This window comes from Leifsonia sp. ALI-44-B (genome assembly GCF_001984125.1).
GTDB lineage: Bacteria > Actinomycetota > Actinomycetes > Actinomycetales > Microbacteriaceae > Okibacterium.
Map to the genome: position 1 here is coordinate 156,405 of NZ_MTQL01000006.1, position 16,613 is coordinate 173,017.

Annotated in this window: 15 protein-coding genes; 13 read left to right on the forward strand and 2 right to left on the reverse strand. The window is 69.2% G+C overall.

Going from position 1 to position 16,613, the window contains the following annotated elements:
* Positions 1–31 precede the first annotated feature (31 nt).
* The 8 genes from ptsP (at position 32) to ALI44B_RS01865 (ending at position 12,116) form a co-directional block, all read left to right on the forward strand.
* Positions 32–1,846 carry a phosphoenolpyruvate--protein phosphotransferase gene (ptsP, locus tag ALI44B_RS01830; RefSeq protein WP_083709410.1) on the forward strand — a complete coding sequence of 605 codons (1,815 nt, stop codon included), beginning with the start codon at positions 32–34 and terminating at the stop codon, positions 1,844–1,846.
* A gap of 46 nt (positions 1,847–1,892) precedes the next feature.
* Positions 1,893–2,162 carry an HPr family phosphocarrier protein gene (locus ALI44B_RS01835; protein ID WP_077053071.1) on the forward strand — a complete coding sequence of 90 codons (270 nt, stop codon included), beginning with the start codon at positions 1,893–1,895 and terminating at the stop codon, positions 2,160–2,162.
* Between the two features lie 140 nt (positions 2,163–2,302).
* Entirely contained in the window at positions 2,303–4,153 is a 1,851-nt protein-coding gene (locus ALI44B_RS01840; RefSeq protein WP_083709412.1) for a BCCT family transporter, read from the forward strand.
* 218 nt (positions 4,154–4,371) lie between these two features.
* Positions 4,372–5,319, forward strand: coding sequence for a J domain-containing protein (locus ALI44B_RS01845; protein ID WP_077053072.1), 948 nt, complete (start codon positions 4,372–4,374; stop codon positions 5,317–5,319).
* 261 nt (positions 5,320–5,580) lie between these two features.
* Positions 5,581–7,968 (forward strand): S8 family peptidase, encoded by a 2,388-nt coding sequence (locus tag ALI44B_RS16270; protein ID WP_238591987.1) that lies wholly within the window; start codon positions 5,581–5,583, stop codon positions 7,966–7,968.
* Between the two features lie 253 nt (positions 7,969–8,221).
* Entirely contained in the window at positions 8,222–9,946 is a 1,725-nt protein-coding gene (locus ALI44B_RS01855; protein WP_077053074.1) for a long-chain-fatty-acid--CoA ligase, read from the forward strand.
* A gap of 96 nt (positions 9,947–10,042) precedes the next feature.
* Positions 10,043–10,480 carry a Fur family transcriptional regulator gene (locus ALI44B_RS01860; protein ID WP_077053075.1) on the forward strand — a complete coding sequence of 146 codons (438 nt, stop codon included), beginning with the start codon at positions 10,043–10,045 and terminating at the stop codon, positions 10,478–10,480.
* A gap of 139 nt (positions 10,481–10,619) precedes the next feature.
* Entirely contained in the window at positions 10,620–12,116 is a 1,497-nt protein-coding gene (locus tag ALI44B_RS01865; protein ID WP_077053076.1) for a catalase, read from the forward strand.
* Positions 12,117–12,219: 103 nt separating this feature from the next.
* On the opposite strand, the gene ALI44B_RS01870 is transcribed toward ALI44B_RS01865, so the two are convergent.
* Together ALI44B_RS01870 and ALI44B_RS01875 are read right to left on the reverse strand one after the other, a co-directional pair.
* The gene (locus ALI44B_RS01870) at positions 12,220–12,591 is read right to left on the reverse strand and encodes an RNA-binding S4 domain-containing protein (RefSeq protein WP_077053077.1); all 372 of its coding nucleotides are present in this window, start codon (positions 12,589–12,591) and stop codon (positions 12,220–12,222) included.
* A 4-nt stretch (positions 12,592–12,595) separates the two neighbouring features.
* Complete coding sequence (locus ALI44B_RS01875; RefSeq protein ID WP_083709414.1) at positions 12,596–13,489, reverse strand: SGNH/GDSL hydrolase family protein; 894 nt, start codon at positions 13,487–13,489, stop codon at positions 12,596–12,598.
* Between the two features lie 72 nt (positions 13,490–13,561).
* On the opposite strand from ALI44B_RS01875, the gene pgsA reads away from it, so the two are divergent.
* The 5 genes from pgsA to ALI44B_RS01900 all read left to right on the forward strand — a co-directional run bounded on the left by pgsA (position 13,562) and on the right by ALI44B_RS01900 (position 16,598).
* Entirely contained in the window at positions 13,562–14,173 is a 612-nt protein-coding gene (gene pgsA, locus ALI44B_RS01880) for a CDP-diacylglycerol--glycerol-3-phosphate 3-phosphatidyltransferase (protein ID WP_077053079.1), read from the forward strand.
* Between the two features lie 73 nt (positions 14,174–14,246).
* Positions 14,247–14,747, forward strand: coding sequence for an FHA domain-containing protein (locus tag ALI44B_RS01885; RefSeq protein ID WP_077053897.1), 501 nt, complete (start codon positions 14,247–14,249; stop codon positions 14,745–14,747).
* Positions 14,747–15,487, forward strand: coding sequence for a transcriptional regulator FtsR (gene ftsR, locus ALI44B_RS01890; protein WP_077053080.1), 741 nt, complete (start codon positions 14,747–14,749; stop codon positions 15,485–15,487). The genes ALI44B_RS01885 and ftsR overlap by 1 nt, the downstream gene beginning before the upstream one ends.
* Before the next feature lie 230 nt (positions 15,488–15,717).
* Positions 15,718–16,200, forward strand: a complete 483-nt coding sequence (locus ALI44B_RS01895; RefSeq protein WP_234991099.1) for a MerR family transcriptional regulator — start codon at positions 15,718–15,720, stop codon at positions 16,198–16,200.
* Positions 16,201–16,208: 8 nt separating this feature from the next.
* Positions 16,209–16,598 (forward strand): VOC family protein, encoded by a 390-nt coding sequence (locus ALI44B_RS01900; protein WP_077053081.1) that lies wholly within the window; start codon positions 16,209–16,211, stop codon positions 16,596–16,598.
* Positions 16,599–16,613: the final 15 nt, after the last annotated feature.

Here is a 16,613-nt window from a genome sequence, read left to right on the forward strand (position 1 = left end):
CCGCCCGCACCACTCTTGCGAGGACCCGACTATGAGCAACACGACCATTCCATCCGCGGCATCAGCGTCGGCATCCGGCGCCGCCGACGCAACCGCCGCCCCCGAGTCCGCCGCGTCGGGCTCCGAGATCACGGGTGTGGGCGTCAGCCCCGGCCGCGTCATCGGTCCGGTCGCCCGCATGGCCCCTCCCGTCGAGGCCCCCGATCCGGCCGAGAAGGCCGCTCCGGGTCGCAGCATCGACGACGAATACGCCCGCATCACGGATGCCGCAGCCACCGTCCAGGCCGAGCTCACGGCCCGCGCCGCCACCGTCTCGGGCGACGCGCGCGACGTGCTCGAGGCGACGGCGCTCATGGCCTCCGACCCTACGCTCGCCAAGGCGGCGAAGAAGTTGCTCGACGACGGCCGCAGCGCCGAACGCGCCGTCTGGGAGGCGGGAACGTCCATCGCCGAACAGTTTGCGGCCCTCGGCGGCTACATGGGGGAGCGCGCGCAAGACGTCTACGACGTGCGCGCCCGCCTGGTGGCGGCCCTCCGCGGAGTCTCGGCACCCGGCCTGCCGAACCCCGGCCACCCCTACGTGCTCGTCGCCGTCGACCTCGCCCCGGCCGACACGGCAACGCTCGATCCGGCCCAGGTCATCGCGCTCGTCACGAGCGACGGCGGCCCCCAGTCGCACACCGCCATCCTGGCGCGCGCCCTCGGCATCCCCGCCGTCGTCGCGGCGTCGCAGGCCACGACACTGGCCGACGGCAGCGAGGTCTACGTCGACGGAACCCGTGGCCGCGTCATCCTCGACCCGTCCGATGCCGAACGCGCCGACGCCGAGCTCGCGGCCCGCCAGTCCGAGGCCCTCGTGCCCTTCGACGGTACGGGCCGCCTGTCCGACGGCCACGAAGTCGCCTTGCTCGCCAACATCGGCGGCGTGAAGGATGCGGCGGCGGCGGTCGACGCCAACGCGCAGGGCGTCGGCCTGTTCCGCACCGAGTTCCTCTTCCTCGGCCGTGACACCGAACCCTCCGTCGAGGAGCAGGTGTCCGACTACCGCGCCGTCTTCGCCGCGTTCCCCGGCAAGAAGGTCGTGTTGCGCACGCTCGACGCGGGCGCCGACAAACCCCTCGCCTTCCTCACGAACGACGACGAGCCCAACCCGGCGCTCGGCATCCGTGGCTACCGCACCTCGCTCGAGAAGCGTCAGGTGCTCGTCAACCAGTTGCGCGCCATCCAGACCGCGCGCGAGGCCGAGAACGCGGATGTCTGGGTCATGGCCCCCATGATCGCCACGGCCGATGAGGCCGCCGACTTCGTGGGTCTCTGCCGCGAGGCGGGGCTCCCCACCAACGGCGTCATGATCGAGGTTCCGTCGGCCGCTCTGACCGCCGCGCACATCTTCGCCACCGCCGACTTCGTGAGCCTCGGCACCAACGACCTCACGCAGTACACGATGGCCGCCGACCGTCAGCTCGGCTCCCTCTCCGCGCTCAACGACCCGTGGCAGCCCGCCGTTCTGCAGCTCGTGCAGCACGTGGGCCAGGCGGGTCGCGCAGCGGTTGGCACCGCAACGGGTGCGGGCTCGGCGTCAGATTCCGCCCCCTCGGGCAAACCGGTCGGCGTGTGCGGCGAGGCCGCGGCCGATCCGGCCCTCGCGGTCGTGCTCGTTGGGCTCGGCGTCACCACGCTCTCGATGACGTCCCGCGCCATCCAGGCCGTCTCCACGGTGCTGCGCTCGGTCACGCTCGACGAGGCGCAGACCATCGCGGCCGCCGTCGTCGGCGCGCCGACAGCCGCCGAAGCCCGCCGCATCGCGCGCGAGCACCTCCCCATTCTCGAGACGCTCGGTCTCTGACCACTCGTCCGCAGCATCCGCACCATCCGCACCTGAGGAGAACACCATGGCCGAACGCCAAGCCACCATCGCCAGCCGCGTGGGACTGCACGCCCGCCCCGCGTCGCTCTTCATCGACGCCGTCAACCGCCAGCCGGTCGAGGTCACGATCGCCGCCAAGGGCAGCGACGACCTCGACGCGTCGAGCATCCTCTCGATCATGAGCCTGGGCGCCGCCAACGGCGACGTCGTCACGCTGAAGGCCGAGGGCAACGGCGCCGAAGCCGCACTCGAGGAGCTCGCGCAGCTGCTCGAAACCGACCTCGACGCCGAATAGCCCGTTCCGCCCCGGACTCTTCGCAGTCCGGGGCGCTCCCGCACCGCCGCGAAGCCCCCACGCCGCACGCCCCACTCGCGACGCGCCGCGGCATCCCGCCCCGATGTGACGTGCGCCGCCCCGATTGTTAGGCTCCTCTGATGCCCTCGAACACGACGACTCCTGACCAGAAGACGCCGCCCTCGATCCATCGGTGGGTGTTCTGGCCCGCCGCGGCGATCGTGATCGTGTTCGTGGCGTTCGCCATGCTCGCACCGACCGCCGCCGAATCGGCTTTCGGGGCCATCCAGTCGAGCATCGTCGCCAACTTCGGTTGGTACTACGTGCTCATCGCCACGATCTTCGTGGTCTTCAGCCTCTGGGTCGGTTTCTCCCGCTACGGCGACATCAAACTGGGTCAGGATGACGACAAACCCGAGTTCTCGCTCGGCTCCTGGTTCTCGCTCCTCTTCGCCGCCGGTATGGGCATCGGCCTCGTCTTCTACGGCGTCAGCGAGCCACTCAGCCACTTCGCGAGCCCGCGCCCCGGAGTCACCGGCACCGAGACGCAACTCGCTCAGTCGGCGATGTCCCAGACGTTCTTGCACTGGGGCGTGCACGCGTGGTCGATCTACGTCGTGATCGGCCTGGCGCTGGCCTACGCCATCCACCGCCGCAAGCGCCCCATGTCGATCCGGTGGACCCTCGAACCGTTGCTCGGCAAACGCGTGCGCGGCGGCTGGGGCAACGCCATCGACGTGGTCGCCCTCGTCGGCACGCTCTTCGGTGTCGCGACGTCGCTCGGCCTCGGCGTGCTGCAGATCGCGGCGGGTCTCGAGAGCACGGGCGTGGTCGAACCGTCGCAGCTGCTCGAGATCGGCCTCATCGTCGTCATCACGGGCGTCGTGTTGTTCTCGGTGCTGTCTGGTGTGAACAAAGGTATGAAGTGGTTGTCCAACTTCAACCTCATCCTGGCGGCCCTCCTCGTGCTCTTCCTCCTGATCGTCGGGCCGACCCAGTTCCTGCTGCGCGATTTCGTGCAGTCGATGGGTGGCTACATCCAGAACTTCGTGGCGCTGTCGTTCAACACGAGCGCCTATTCGGGTGCCGAGGGCGAGGCTTGGCAGGCCGCGTGGACCACGTTCTACTGGGGCTGGTGGATCTCGTGGGCGCCCTTCGTCGGCATCTTCATCGCGCGCATCTCGCGTGGCCGCACCGTGTGCCAGTTCGTCGCGGGTGTCATCCTGGTGCCCACGATCATCACGTGCCTGTGGTTCAGCGTCTTGGGCGGCACGGCCATCTACTCCGAGCTGCAAGGCCCCGGTGGTCTCGTCGGTGCCGACGGCCAGGTGGATGTCGAGGGTTCCCTCTTCGAGATGCTCGGCCAGTTGCCCGCGGGCTCCGTCCTGACGGTCGGCGCCATCCTCCTCATCGGAATCTTCTTCGTCACGTCCGCCGACTCCGGCTCCCTCGTCATGGGCATGATCGCCTCGGGCGGCCAGGTCGAGCCGAAGCGCTGGGTGCGCGTGTTCTTCACGCTCACGACCGCCCTGCTCGCCATCGCCCTGCTGCTCTCGGGCGGGCTCAACGCGCTCAAGACGGCGGCCATCATCATCGCGCTGCCGTTCAGCGTGATCATGCTCCTGATGTGTTGGTCGACCGCTCTGGCCTTCGGTCGCGAACAGCGCGCCTACGAGCGCGCGCGCCGCGCCCAGTTCGTCGACCACATCGGCGAGTACTACGGACTCGAGGTCGAGGCGCCGATCGAGCGCGAGCCGGCCGGTTTCTTGAGCGGGTTACTCCGACGACTCCCGGTGCCCGGGCGCGGCAGCGTGCACGGTGCGGGTTCGGCTCCTGCCCCCGTTCCGAGTGGCTCGGACGTCGTTTCGGCCGCGAGCCCACACGCCGGCGGCGAGAGTGCTCACGACAATGTCGATGCGGGGGACGCCTCGCCGGCCGACGCCGCCGCTTCGGGGGCGTCCGATCCGGATAACTCGCCGCACCGCGACTAGGCATCCCGCAACCGCACGTTCGCTGCAAGCATCCTGAGAACCGGATGCCGAGGGCCCTCCTGTCACCGGGCCGCCAGTTTCGCCCGGTATCGTTTTTCGCGAGCGCCGCGGCGGCCGAGCGGCTCTCACGGCCCCCGTCTCTGCGGCACGCACCGCGCGCATCCTCGACGAAGCCCATCCGGAAAGCCAGCCGCGCACCCACCCCGGAGGACGACCTGATGCCCGAGTCACCCGCTCAGGTCACGCCCTACCAGGTGCTCGGCGTCGCGCCGACGGCCGACCACGACGAGTTGCGCCGGGCCTACCGCCGCAAACTGCGCGAGACACATCCCGACACCGGGGGAGACGCCGTGCGGTTCGCGGCCGTGCAGCGCGCCTGGCAGAAGGTGGGCGACCCCGCCGATCGCGCCGCCTACGACCGCGGTGCCTCGTCGCCGAGCGGTTCGGCCGCTTGGCCAACCGACGGTTCGTCGTCCACGTGGGCGTCGGGCTCGGGCAGCACCAGCCGCCAGCAGCACACGCGTCCCCGGGCCCGCCTCTACGGCCACCCGGGCGGCGCCGCGCGCGAGACCTACCTGCGCCTCATCCGCGAGTGGGCCGGCCGTGGGCCCGACCTCCCCGACCCCTACGATCCCGCGCTCGTGCGCTCGGCGCCGCTCGAGATCCGCCTCACACTTGCGAAGGCGATCGCCGAGGAGGAGACCTCGGTCGTGCTCGCCGACCTCGGCATCGGGTTCACCGTGTGGAACGATGTCGACCCCGGCCGCGACGAAGACAAGATCGACCACGTCGTGCTCGGCCCCACGGGTCTCTACGCCCTGCGTTCGGAAGATCGCGGCGGCAGCGTGTCCGTATCGCGCGGAGAGGTCACGGGCGAGAACTTCGGCGACCGAGAGCAGCCTGTGCGCTCCCTCGTGCGCTCGGCGCGCGCGCTCGGGCGCACGGCCCGGGTCAAGTTCACGGGCGTCGCCATCATCGTGCCCGACGGCTCGCTCGAGAGCGAGTTCGAAGAGGTCGGCCGCGCGCGTTCTCCCGAGGCCTTCGTGCTCGGTCGGTCGCGCCTCCCGCATTTCCTGCGAGCCGGATCGGCCGACACGCCGATCGTGGGCGGCACCGAATCGTTCGAGGTGCGCACGCGCCTGCAGGCGGCCGTGCGCTTCGTCTGATCGTCGGCGAGGTCGCCAGTCGCCCGACCGACGGTCGGATTCCGAGCCGCTCCCACCCGACATCCGCGGGCTCCCGCGGGGCTCGCATGAGCGGAATTCGCTGGTTCGTCGCAGCATCCGAGCATCATTCCGGTATGACACCCAACCGGGGGTGAACATCCGTCTCGCTTCGTGAAGAATTCGCAACACATCCGTAACACGATGCCCCCTATTGTGGGGGGATGCCGCGCACGGTGTGCGGCTCTTCCGAGGGGAACATCAGTGAAGATTGAACGAAAATCTCGGCTCGCCTCAGGCGCGCTGACTTTTGCGGTGGCGGGGGCCCTGTGCCTGGCACCGGCAACGGGCGCCTTCGCCGGCACGGCGACCACCGGCGCACAACTGACCACCACCGCAGCCGCCGCCCCGACCGCCGTCGCGGTCAAGGACGGCGAACTCATGAACTACGTCGTCAACACCGCGACGGGGGCTGAGGGCATCGCCGCCGCAACAGCCGCCGTCACGGCAGCCGGCGGCACGGTCGTCATGACCTATCCCGAGATCGGCGTCACGGTCGCGCAGTCGACGAGCGCCGCCTTCCAGGGCACGGTGCAGGCCGCGGCCGGCATCGAGTCCGCCGGTCCCACGCGCACGGCCCCCGTTACCGAGGGTGCCGCTACCGGCACGCCCGGAACGCTGTCGATCCACCAGCCGAGTGTCGAAGACGCCATTCCCGGCATCCCGACCGAGGGCAACCAGTGGGATCAGGTCGCCATCGGCTCGATCAGCGCCCACGGTGCCGAGACGGGCGACGGCGTTCTCGTCGGCGTCGTCGACTCCGGCATCGACATCACCAACCCCGACCTGGCCAATCAGGTGGATGCCGCGGCATCCGTCGGCTGCACCACCAACGGTGTGCCCAACACGGCGCAGTCCGCCTGGGTCCCCACCACGAGCGACCACGGAACGCACGTCGCCGGCACCATCGCGGCCGCCGACAACGGCGCGGGTGTCGTGGGTGTCGCCCCCGGCGCCAAGCTCGCCTCAGTGAAGGTCGTCAGCGATGACGGCTTCATCTACCCCGAATACGCCATCTGCGGCTTCATGTGGTCCGCAACCCACGGCATCGACGTGGCGAACCACAGCTACTACGTCGACCCGTGGCAGTTCTGGTGCACCGACGCCGCCGACCAGAAGGCCGGCCTCGAGGCCGTCCGTCGCGCGGTCGAGTACTCCACCGACCAGGGCGTCCTGAACGTGGCCGCCGCCGGCAACTCGGACTACGACCTCGCCAATAAGACGATCGACACCGACAGCCCCAACGACACCACGCCCGTGCCCGACCGCCCGATCAACGCCGGGTGCCTCGACATCCCGACCGAGGTCGAGGGTGTCGTCTCGGTCGCGTCGCTCGCCCTGACGCCGTCGACCGGCGCCATCTCGAAGTCCTCCTTCTCGAACTACGGCCGTGACAAGATCGACGTCGCCGCCCCCGGTTCGGGCATCTGGTCGACCATCACCGAGAACGCGGCCGGCGACATCTACGGCAGCAAGAACGGCACGTCGATGGCATCCCCGCACGTCGCCGGTGTCGCCGCTCTCCTCGCGGCCACCAACCCGTCCGCGACGCCCGCCCAGCTCGAGCAGCTGCTGAAGAGCCAGGCCACGCCGCTCGCCTGCCCCACGGGTGACGCGCGCTGCGCCGAGCCCCGCGACTTCTACGGTGCGGGCATGGTCAACGCGTCCGCCGCCGCCGGTGTCGCACCGGGTGCGGCCACCGAGGCGAGCATCGGCGTCCAGTCGAAGCGCGTCAAGCCCGGCACGCTCTTCGGTGTCGTCGCCGACGGCTTCCAGCCCGACGAGCAGGTCACCTTCACGGTCGGCACGCAGGTCGCCAAGACCGTCGCCGCCGATGCGCTCGGTCGCGTCAACACCTCGGTCAACCTGCCCGCGGGTGCGGCCGACGGCGAATACCCGCTGACCGCAACGGGCACCTCGGGCAAGACGGCGACCGTCACCATGACGGCGTTCACGCTCGCGGCTCCCACGCTGGCCGCCCCGACGGTCGACCAGGTCGTCACGGCCGATTCCGTCACCGTGACCGGAAAGGGTGCCCCCGGCGCCACGGTCCAGGTCGAGCTGTACGACTCGGTCAAGTTCCCCGAGGGACCCGTCACGCGCAAGGCCCAGGCCACTCCGGCCGCCGCCAAGAGCTCGTCGTCGACCTCGGCCGACCAGGCCGCCGCCGACGTCCCCTTCGACCCGGCAGCCGGCTGGGTCTTCGGGCAGACGACCGCGGGTGCCGACGGCTCCTTCTCGGTGACCTTCACGGGTCTCCCCGACGGTGACTTCCTGGCCTACGCCCTGCAGACCGACGGTTCGCAGGTCTCGGCCTACTCGGCGGGTGTCGCCTTCTCGGTCGACACGGCCGTTGTCGCCCCCGAGCCCACGCCGGTGCCCACCGACGGTGCCACGCCTCTGCCGACCGCCCCGGGTGTCGACCCGGCGCCGGCAGCCGGCACCCCGGTGGCCTCGAACGGCTCGGGCTCCCTCCCGGCAACGGGTGCGGATGTCTCGCTCCTCGTCGGGGGAGCGGGCCTGCTCGCCGTCCTCGGCCTGCTGTTCGCCGGTTTCGCGCGTCGCCGTTCCGCGGAGCGCACGAAGGCCTGACCACGAACGCCCGAGAGGGGCGGCGGTCGCGGAGACCCTGACGTCGTGCTGACTCCGCAATCGCACCCCACTCGAGGCTGATCACCGAAGGGGTGTTCCGGATTCTTTCCGGAACACCCCTTCGTCGTGTCACCCCGCCCACAAACCCTCGCCGCGCAACCCCCCTGTGGCGCACAGGGTTCGGCCAGCCGATACCCAGATAATTGGCGAAGCGCATCCCCTGGCGCGACCCGACCCGCAAGGAGGCCCGTCCGTGTCCGATTGGTTGAGCGAAAAGCCCTGGCTCTCGTCTTATGCACCCGACGTCCCGCATCTCATCGACGAGCCCGACGGTTCCCTCGTCGACATGGTGTTCCGCAGCGTGCACCGTTACGACCAGGCCACGGCGCTCGAGTTCTTCGGCCGCACCACGAGCTATCGCGAACTCGGTCGCCAGATCGATCACGCCGCCGAGGGCCTGCGCCGACTCGGCGTGCAGAAGGGTGACCGGGTGGCCATCATCCTGCCCAACTGCCCGCAGCACGTCGTCGCCTTCTACGCCATCCTGCGCCTCGGCGCCATCGTCATCGAGCACAACCCGCTCTACACGGCGCGCGAGCTGCGCCACCAATTCGAAGACCACAATGCCCGCGTCGTGATCGCGTGGCAGCAGGTCGTCGACACGCTCGCCACGTTCCCCGCCGACCTGGCCCTCGACGCCGTCATCTCGGTCGACATCACCACCGAGATGCCGCAGTCGCAGCGCCTGGCGCTCAAGCTGCCCATCAAGAAGGCGCGTGAAGCCCGGGCCAAGCTCGGCACGGCGCCCACCACCAAGAACCACATCGCGTGGGATCGGCTGCTGTCGAAGGGGTCGCTGAAGCGCAAGCATCCGAAGCCCGCCGTCGACGACCTGGCGGTGCTGCAATACACCTCGGGCACCACGGGCCGCCCCAAGGGCGCCATGCTCACGCACCGCAACCTGTACTCGAATGCCATGCAGGGCCGCGCCTGGGTGCCGGGCCTCACCGAGGGTGGCGAGGTGTTCTACGCCGTGCTGCCCATGTTCCACGCCTACGGACTCACTCTGTGCCTCACTTTCGCCATGAGCATCGGCGCGCGACTCGTTCTCCTGCCCACCTTCACGACCGATCTCGTGCTCGAGGCCGCCAAGAAGAACCCGCCCACGTTCCTGCCCGCCGTGCCGCCCATCTACGATCAGCTGGCGCGCACGGCCGAGCACCGCGGCATCGACCTCTCGAGCGTGCGCTTCGCGATCTCGGGCGCCATGAGCCTGCCCGTGCAGACCGTCGAGCGCTGGGAGAGCGTCACGGGCGGCCTGCTCGTCGAGGGTTACGGCATGACCGAGACGTCGCCCGTCGCGCTCGGCAACCCCATCGGCCCGAGCCGCCGCCCCGGCACGGTCGGCGTGCCTTTTCCGAGCACTGAGATCCGCGTCGTCGACCCGGCCGATCCGAGTGCCGACCGGCCGCAGGGCGAGGAGGGCGAGCTGTTGCTGCGCGGCCCCCAGGTCTTCCAGGGCTACTGGAACCGCCCCGACGAGACGGCCGAGACGCTCCTGGCCGACGGCTGGCTGCGCACGGGTGACATCGTGCACGTCTCCGACGACGGTTTCGTCACGATCGTCGACCGCGTCAAAGAGCTCATCGTCACGGGTGGCTTCAATGTGTCGCCCTCCGAGGTCGAAGAGGTGCTCATACAGCATCCCGACGTGGTGAAGGTGGCCGTGGTCGGCCTGCCGCGCGCCAGCGGTGGCGAGGATGTCTCGGCCGCCGTCGTGCTGAAGCCCGGCGCCGTGCTCGACACGGGTGGGTTGCGCGACTTCGCCCGCCGCACACTCGTGTCCTACAAGGTGCCCAAGCGCATCGTGCAGGTCGAGGAGTTGCCCACGTCGCTCATCGGCAAGGTGCTGCGCCGCAAGGTGAGAGAAGATCTCATCTCCGCGGGCAAGCGCTCGAAGGCCTCGCGCGACAGCTGATCCTGTTTCATCCCCGGCGCTGGTCGGGACGGCACCGACACGCCGCCCCGACCAGCGCTTTTTTGAATCATTCAAAATAACTGTTAGCGTCGTCTCATGACCGATTCGGAGCGACTGCAACAGGCTGGCCTGCGTGTCACCGCCCCGCGGCTCGCCACCCTCGAGGTGCTCCGCGAGCCGGGCCACCTCACGGCCGAAGAGGTCTACCAGCGCGTCGCCGAGACGCTGCCGGGCACCAGCCTGCAGGCCGTCTACAACGTGCTCGCGGCCTTCACCGAGGCCGAGCTGGTGCGGCGCGTCGAATTCCCAGGTTCGCCCTGGCGCTACGAGTCCCGCGTCGGAGACAACCACCACCACGTGGTCTGTTCGGGCTGCGGAGCCGTGGCCGACATCGATTGCGTCGTCGGGCACGCACCGTGCCTCACACCCTCCGACGCGAGCGGCTTCGTGCTGACGCGAGCCGAGGTCACCTTCGAGGGCCTGTGCGCCGCGTGCGCCGCCGCCACCGATCGAGAGTCGCTCGCCTCGGCGTGACGCGAAGCATCCTCGATTCAGTGGTTCTTCACCGCAACCCATCAGCTTGCGGCTACCGCCCGCTGACAGCCTGAAATCACCCGAAACCTTCCACGCCGCCATCTGGTCGCGCGTGCCACCCCACACACAAGGAGAATCCGTGACCGAGAAGTTCACCACCACGAATTCCGGAGCCCCCGTCGCCAGCGACCAGCACTCGCAGGCTGTCGGCGCCGACGGCGTCATTCCGCTGCACGACCACTACCTCATCGAGAAGCTCGCCCAGTTCAACCGCGAGCGCGTCCCCGAGCGCGTCGTGCACGCCAAGGGTGGCGGCGCCTTCGGCGTCTTCGAGACCACGCACGACGTGAGCGCCTACACGCGGGCCAGCCTGTTCCAGCCCGGTGCCCGCACCGAGATGCTCGCACGCTTCTCGACCGTCGCCGGCGAGCAGGGCAGCCCCGACACGTGGCGAGACCCCCGCGGTTTCGCGCTCAAGTTCTACACCGACGAGGGCAACTACGACCTCGTCGGCAACAACACGCCCACGTTCTTCCTGCGCGACGGCATCAAGTTCCCCGACTTCATCCGCTCGCAGAAGCGCCTGCCGGGTTCGCACCTGCGCGACCACAACATGCAGTGGGACTTCTGGACGCTGTCTCCCGAAACCGCCCACCAGGTGACCTGGCTCATGGGCGACCGCGGCCTGCCCGCCTCGTGGCGCAACATGGATGGCTTCGGCTCGCACACCTACCAGTGGATCAACTCCGCGGGCGAGAAGTTCTGGGTCAAGTACCACTTCCGCACCAACCAGGGCCACAAGGTGTTGTCGCAGGCCGACGCCGACCAGATCGCGGGCGAGGACGCCGACTTCCACATCCGCGACCTGCACACGGCCATCGAGGCCGGCGACTTCCCGAGCTGGACGCTGTCGGTGCAGATCATGCCCTACGCCGATGCCGCGACCTACCGGTTCAACCCGTTCGACCTCACGAAGGTGTGGCCGAAGGGCGACTACCCGCTCATTGAGGTCGGCACCATGACGCTCAACCGCAACCCCGAGAACTACTTCGCGCAGATCGAGCAGGCCACCTTCGCGCCCTCGAACTTCGTGCCCGGCATCGCGGCGAGCCCCGACAAGATGCTCCTCGCGCGCATCTTCAGCTATGCCGACGCGCACCGCTACCGCGTGGGCACCAACCACGCGCAGCTGCCCGTGAACGCGCCCAAGTCGCCCGTGCACACCTACTCGAAGGAAGGCGCCATGCGCTACGACTTCGCGTCGGCAGACACCCCGGTCTACGCGCCGAACTCCTTCGGTGGCGCCCACGCCGACCCGGCCCGCGCGGCCGAGAGCGACGGCTGGCAGAACGACGGCGTGCTCATGCGTTCGGCCGCCACGCTGCACGCCGAGGACGACGACTTCGGCCAGGCCGGCACCCTTGTGCGCGATGTGATGGATGACGAGCAGCGCGAGCGTCTCGCCCACAACATCGCGGGCCACGTGTCCAAGGTCACCATGCCGGGTCTGCGCGAGCGCGTGCTGCAGTACTGGACGAACGTCGACCAGAACCTGGCCCGTCGTGTGGCGACCCTGCTCGAGCCGAGTGCACCCGGTGCCGACGAGACGCCCGAGAGCGCTGGCATCCCCAACTAGCACTGCCGTGGCGCGCCCGCCGCGCCGCATCCCGATCTCCTGTGCAGGAGCGAAGCCCGGGCCGACCTCGTCGGCTCGGGCTTCTGTCGTCCTGCCGCGCCGCCTAGTGCCCGCGCAACCGCTCGATCTCGCGCCGATCGCGCTTCGTCGGGCGCCCGGCCCCGCGGTCGCGCTCACCCACGCTCGCGCGCTCTTCGCGCGGCAGCGGGGGAGGCGTGCGGTCGATCATGGCCTCCTGCGCAACGGGCGCGCCCACGCGCTTCACGAGCAGGCGCTGCACGATGACGGTGCGGTCGCCCTCGCCCGTGCGCACGCGGATCTCGTCGCCCGGGCGCACGAGCGCCGCAGCCTTGGCCCGATCGCCGTTCAAACGCACGTGTCCGGCCCGGCACGCCGTCGTCGCGGCCGATCGCGTCTTGAACACGCGCACGGCCCACAGCCACGCGTCGATGCGGGCGCTCGTGAGCTCGGCCATCCGATCAGCCCTCGGAGGGGTCTTTGATGGCGTTCAGCACGGTCGCCGCGGTCAGCGCCGAACCCTCGAGCGAGGGATGCAAGTGGTCGGGCAGCAACAGCCCGATAGCGTTGCCCGTCGCCTCGTAGGCGCTGTGCACGTCGATCGCGAGCACGGTCGGGTTGGCGTGCAGCCAGCCGGTGACCGTGTCGATGACCTGCGCGTGTGCCGAAGCCCACTCGTCGAAGCGCGGGTTCTCGAGGATGGCCGCATACCCGACGCTCGTGGGCCACTGCCGGTTGATGGTGCCGAGCAGCTCGGTCAGCTGCGGGCCCACATCGGCCGGGTTGCGCACGTTGTTGAGCCCGTGGTTCACGATGACGACATCGGGTTTCTCGGGCGCCATGACGGCGAGATGTGCGAGCGAGTAGGCGGGCGTCTTGCCGCGTGCCGAACCGTTCCAGACGATGAGCGGCGCACCCGGCGCTCCGGCGTTGTGCAGCACCTCGGGCAGGTAGCCGACGAGCTGGTTGTCCCACGGGTGCACGATGAGCGGGCGACTCTGTTCGGTCGCGATCTGGCGCATGGCGACATCCACCCATTCGCCCGGCTCGTCACCCGTCGAATCGCCCAGCACGGTCACCACGAAGGGGCGGTCGGTTTCGGCGATGCGGTTCCAGGCCTGGCCGAAGCCGATGGTCTGCAGGGCGCCCTCGGATGCCGCCACCACGGCGTCCGGCCCACCCGCCGCCGTCGTTGCCGCCGGCCCCTTCGCCGCGACGCCCACGAGCACGCTCGCGACGAGCCCGGCACCCAGGATGCCGAGTGCGGTGGCCTTGAAGACGGGGGTGCGCGTCGCCCAGCGCGACGCCAAGCGAGGAAGCACCCGTCGGGTCGGGCGCTCGGGAGTGCGGGTCATTCACACAGAGTACGTCGCGCGTGGTGCGTTCGCGACCTGAGCACACACGCCTCAAGGCTCTACAATCGAGGGATGGCTGAGGGCGAGAAGTTCGAGCAGGGGACCACCGAGGTGGGTGACCGCATCCTCACTCTCCCCAACCTCCTGAGCTTCCTTCGGTTAGCTCTCGTTCCGGTCTTCCTCCTGCTGCTCGTCGAGGGCGAAGACATCTGGGCTCTCGTCGTGCTCGCGGTCTCGGGCATCACCGACTTCCTCGACGGCTTCCTGGCCCGCAAGCTCAACCAGGTCTCGCGTCTTGGGCAGTTGCTCGACCCGGCCGCCGACCGCCTCTACATCCTGGCTGCGCTGCTCGGCTTGGCCATCCGTTCGCTCATTCCCTGGTGGCTCGTCGCGGTCATCCTGGCTCGGGATGTCATGCTCATCGTCGTCGCCATCCTGCTCGCCCGGCGGGGTCACGGTGCCTTCCCTGTGAACTGGGTAGGAAAGTTCGCGACCGCCTGCCTCATGGTCGGGTTCCCGGTGCTCATGCTCGCGGCGGCTCTGCCCGATGTGGCACCCTGGGTTCAGCCGTTCGGCCTGATTTTCTCCATCGTCGGAGCAGTGCTTTACTGGTGGGCCGGGCTGCTTTATCTCAGGCAGACCATCGCACTCTCCCGAAATCCGCAGACACGAACGACAGTCTGATCGGATACGCTTGAATCCGAGGAGGTTCCAGGTGTCACATCACGAGGATAAGAACCCGCAGACCAGTGTTTACCTGCGCGTGCCCGCCCCCGAGGGGCGTTCCGGGCAGGGCGTAGACGGCGACACGACGGCGAGTTTCAGCGCTGAGTTCGGCGCGGCACTGGCCGCCATCGACGCCGGCGTCACCTCAGAAGAGACAGAGGCCATCGCGGCCCTTCCGGCCGGTTCGGCTCTGCTCATCGTGCGCCGCGGTCCCAACGCGGGGGCACGCTTCCTGCTCGACGCCGATGTCACGACGGTCGGCCGTCACCCCGACGCCGACATCTTCCTCGACGATGTCACGGTCTCCCGCCGTCACGCCGAGTTCGTGCGTCACGAGGGCAAGCTCGAGATCCGCGACCTCAACTCGCTCAACGGCACTTATTACGACGGCAAGCGCATCGACTCCGCCATCCTCGTTGATGGTGGCGAGGTGCAGGTCGGCAAGTTCCGCCTCACCTACTACCCGTCGCGACTGGATGTCATCAAGGGCGATGCCAACACGTCCGGCGCCGCCCATACGTCGGACGCTTGATGTCGGCCGCCCCGGCAGCGCAGGGGAAGCCGTCGCCGCAGGGCAAGCCCGCGTCACCGTCGAAGGCGGCCGGCGGGCCTCTGCTCAGCATCGGCCAGGTGCTCGCGCGCCTCACGACCGAGTTTCCCGACCTGACGAACTCGAAGCTGCGCTTCCTCGAAGAGCAGGGTTTGGTCTCGCCGTCGCGCACCAAATCGGGCTACCGCAAATTCTCGCCCGTCGATGTCGAGCGGCTGCGACTCATCCTGTCGATGCAGCGCGACCACTACTTGCCGCTCAAGGTCATCCGGCAATACCTCGCCGACCTCGATGAGGGCCGCGCACCCGTCTTCCCCGGCGGCACGCCGCTCGCGCCCGTCTCGACCATCATCCCGGCCGGCCGCCGTTACAGCCGTGAAGATCTGCTGCGCGACACGGGCGCCTCGGCCGCGCTGTTCACCGCCGCGGTGAGCGCCAACCTTATCCAGCCCGCCGAGTTCCACGGCGAAGAGGCCATTTCGGTGCTGCGCGCGCTCGTCGCCCTGCAGCGCTATGGCATCGAGCCCCGCCACCTGCGCGGCTATCGCGGGGCTGCCGAGCGCGAGGTCGGCATGGTCGAAAGCGCCCTGCTCCCGCTCTCCACGCGCCAAGACGCCGCCAGCCGTGCCAAGGCGCAAGAGCTGTCGGGCGAGATCGCCGGGCAGCTCGAGGTCGTGAGGTCGAGCCTCATCCGGGCGGCCCTCACACGCTTCGATCGATAGCGATTTATCACAGAAGCATCACGGTGACTCGACACGCCGGAACGCAGAATGCGGATGTCGTTGTACTCGGGTGCCCGCATGGGTAGCGTTGTCTCAGCGGAACAAACCCCGCGACATCTTCAGAAGGGCTCACGGTGATCGATATCAGCGCCAACGGCGACCGTGCCGACGACGGCGGGTCGTCGAACGACGACGCTCGCTACGGTCTCGGGCTGCTCTTCACCGACGGCATGCCCGAGCGCGACGATCAGGCGGGTTACCGCGGCGCCGTTGCCGCCCGCGCCGCCGGCATCAGCTACCGTCAGCTCGACTACTGGGCACGCACGGGACTCGTCGAGCCCACCATCCGCGGTGCTGCGGGTTCGGGTTCACAGCGGCTCTACGGCTTCCGCGACATCCTCGTGTTGAAGCTCGTCAAGCGCCTGCTCGACACGGGCATCTCGCTGCAGCAGATCCGCACGGCCGTCAACCAGCTGCGCGAGTCCGGCGTCAACGACCTGGCCCAGACCACGCTCATGTCCGATGGCGCCAGCGTCTACCTGTGCACGTCGAACGATGAGGTCATCGACCTCGTCAGCCGCGGCCAGGGCGTTTTCGGCATCGCGGTCGGCAAGGTGCTGCGCGAGGTCGAGACGACGCTCGTCGAGTTCGACCCGCAGACGCTCGATCCCTCCGACGAGCTCGCCGCGCGCCGCGCCGCCCGGAGCGCTTAGGCCTCACGATGTCAGCGGATGCCTGGCCTCCCGCCATCTCCGCCATCACCCTGTTCGTCGACGACCTCGTCGACTCGATCGAGTTCTATCGCACGGCCTTCGGCCTCGAGGTCATGTTCCTCGACGACGACTCGGCCGTCTTCTCGTTCAACAACACGCTCATCAACCTGCTCAAGGTCGAAGCGGCCGAGGAGCTCGTCCATCCGGCCGAGGTGGGCACGTCGAACGACAACCCACGCATGCAGTTCACGATCCCGGTCGACGACGTCGACGAGCGGTGCGCTGAACTCGTGTCGCGGGGAGTGGTACTCCTCAACGGGCCCATGGATCGCCCCTGGGGCATTCGCACGGCCAGCTTCCGCGACCCGAGCGGTTACGTCTGGGAGATCGCGCGCTAAGCAGACTCAGGCTCT

What these genes read in the sequence shown, in the direction of transcription:
- ptsP (WP_083709410.1), top strand. Translation starts at nt 32, where the DNA reads ATGAGCAACACGACCATTCCATCCGCGGCATCAGCGTCGGCATCCGGC.
- ALI44B_RS01835 (WP_077053071.1), top strand. Translation starts at nt 1,893, where the DNA reads ATGGCCGAACGCCAAGCCACCATCGCCAGCCGCGTGGGACTGCACGCC.
- ALI44B_RS01840 (WP_083709412.1), top strand. Translation starts at nt 2,303, where the DNA reads ATGCCCTCGAACACGACGACTCCTGACCAGAAGACGCCGCCCTCGATC.
- ALI44B_RS01845 (WP_077053072.1), top strand. Translation starts at nt 4,372, where the DNA reads ATGCCCGAGTCACCCGCTCAGGTCACGCCCTACCAGGTGCTCGGCGTC.
- ALI44B_RS01860 (WP_077053075.1), top strand. Translation starts at nt 10,043, where the DNA reads ATGACCGATTCGGAGCGACTGCAACAGGCTGGCCTGCGTGTCACCGCC.
- ALI44B_RS01870 (WP_077053077.1), bottom strand. Translation starts at nt 12,591, where the DNA reads ATGGCCGAGCTCACGAGCGCCCGCATCGACGCGTGGCTGTGGGCCGTG.
- ALI44B_RS01875 (WP_083709414.1), bottom strand. Translation starts at nt 13,489, where the DNA reads ATGACCCGCACTCCCGAGCGCCCGACCCGACGGGTGCTTCCTCGCTTG.
- pgsA (WP_077053079.1), top strand. Translation starts at nt 13,562, where the DNA reads ATGGCTGAGGGCGAGAAGTTCGAGCAGGGGACCACCGAGGTGGGTGAC.
- ftsR (WP_077053080.1), top strand. Translation starts at nt 14,747, where the DNA reads ATGTCGGCCGCCCCGGCAGCGCAGGGGAAGCCGTCGCCGCAGGGCAAG.
- ALI44B_RS01895 (WP_234991099.1), top strand. Translation starts at nt 15,718, where the DNA reads ATGCCCGAGCGCGACGATCAGGCGGGTTACCGCGGCGCCGTTGCCGCC.
- ALI44B_RS01900 (WP_077053081.1), top strand. Translation starts at nt 16,209, where the DNA reads ATGTCAGCGGATGCCTGGCCTCCCGCCATCTCCGCCATCACCCTGTTC.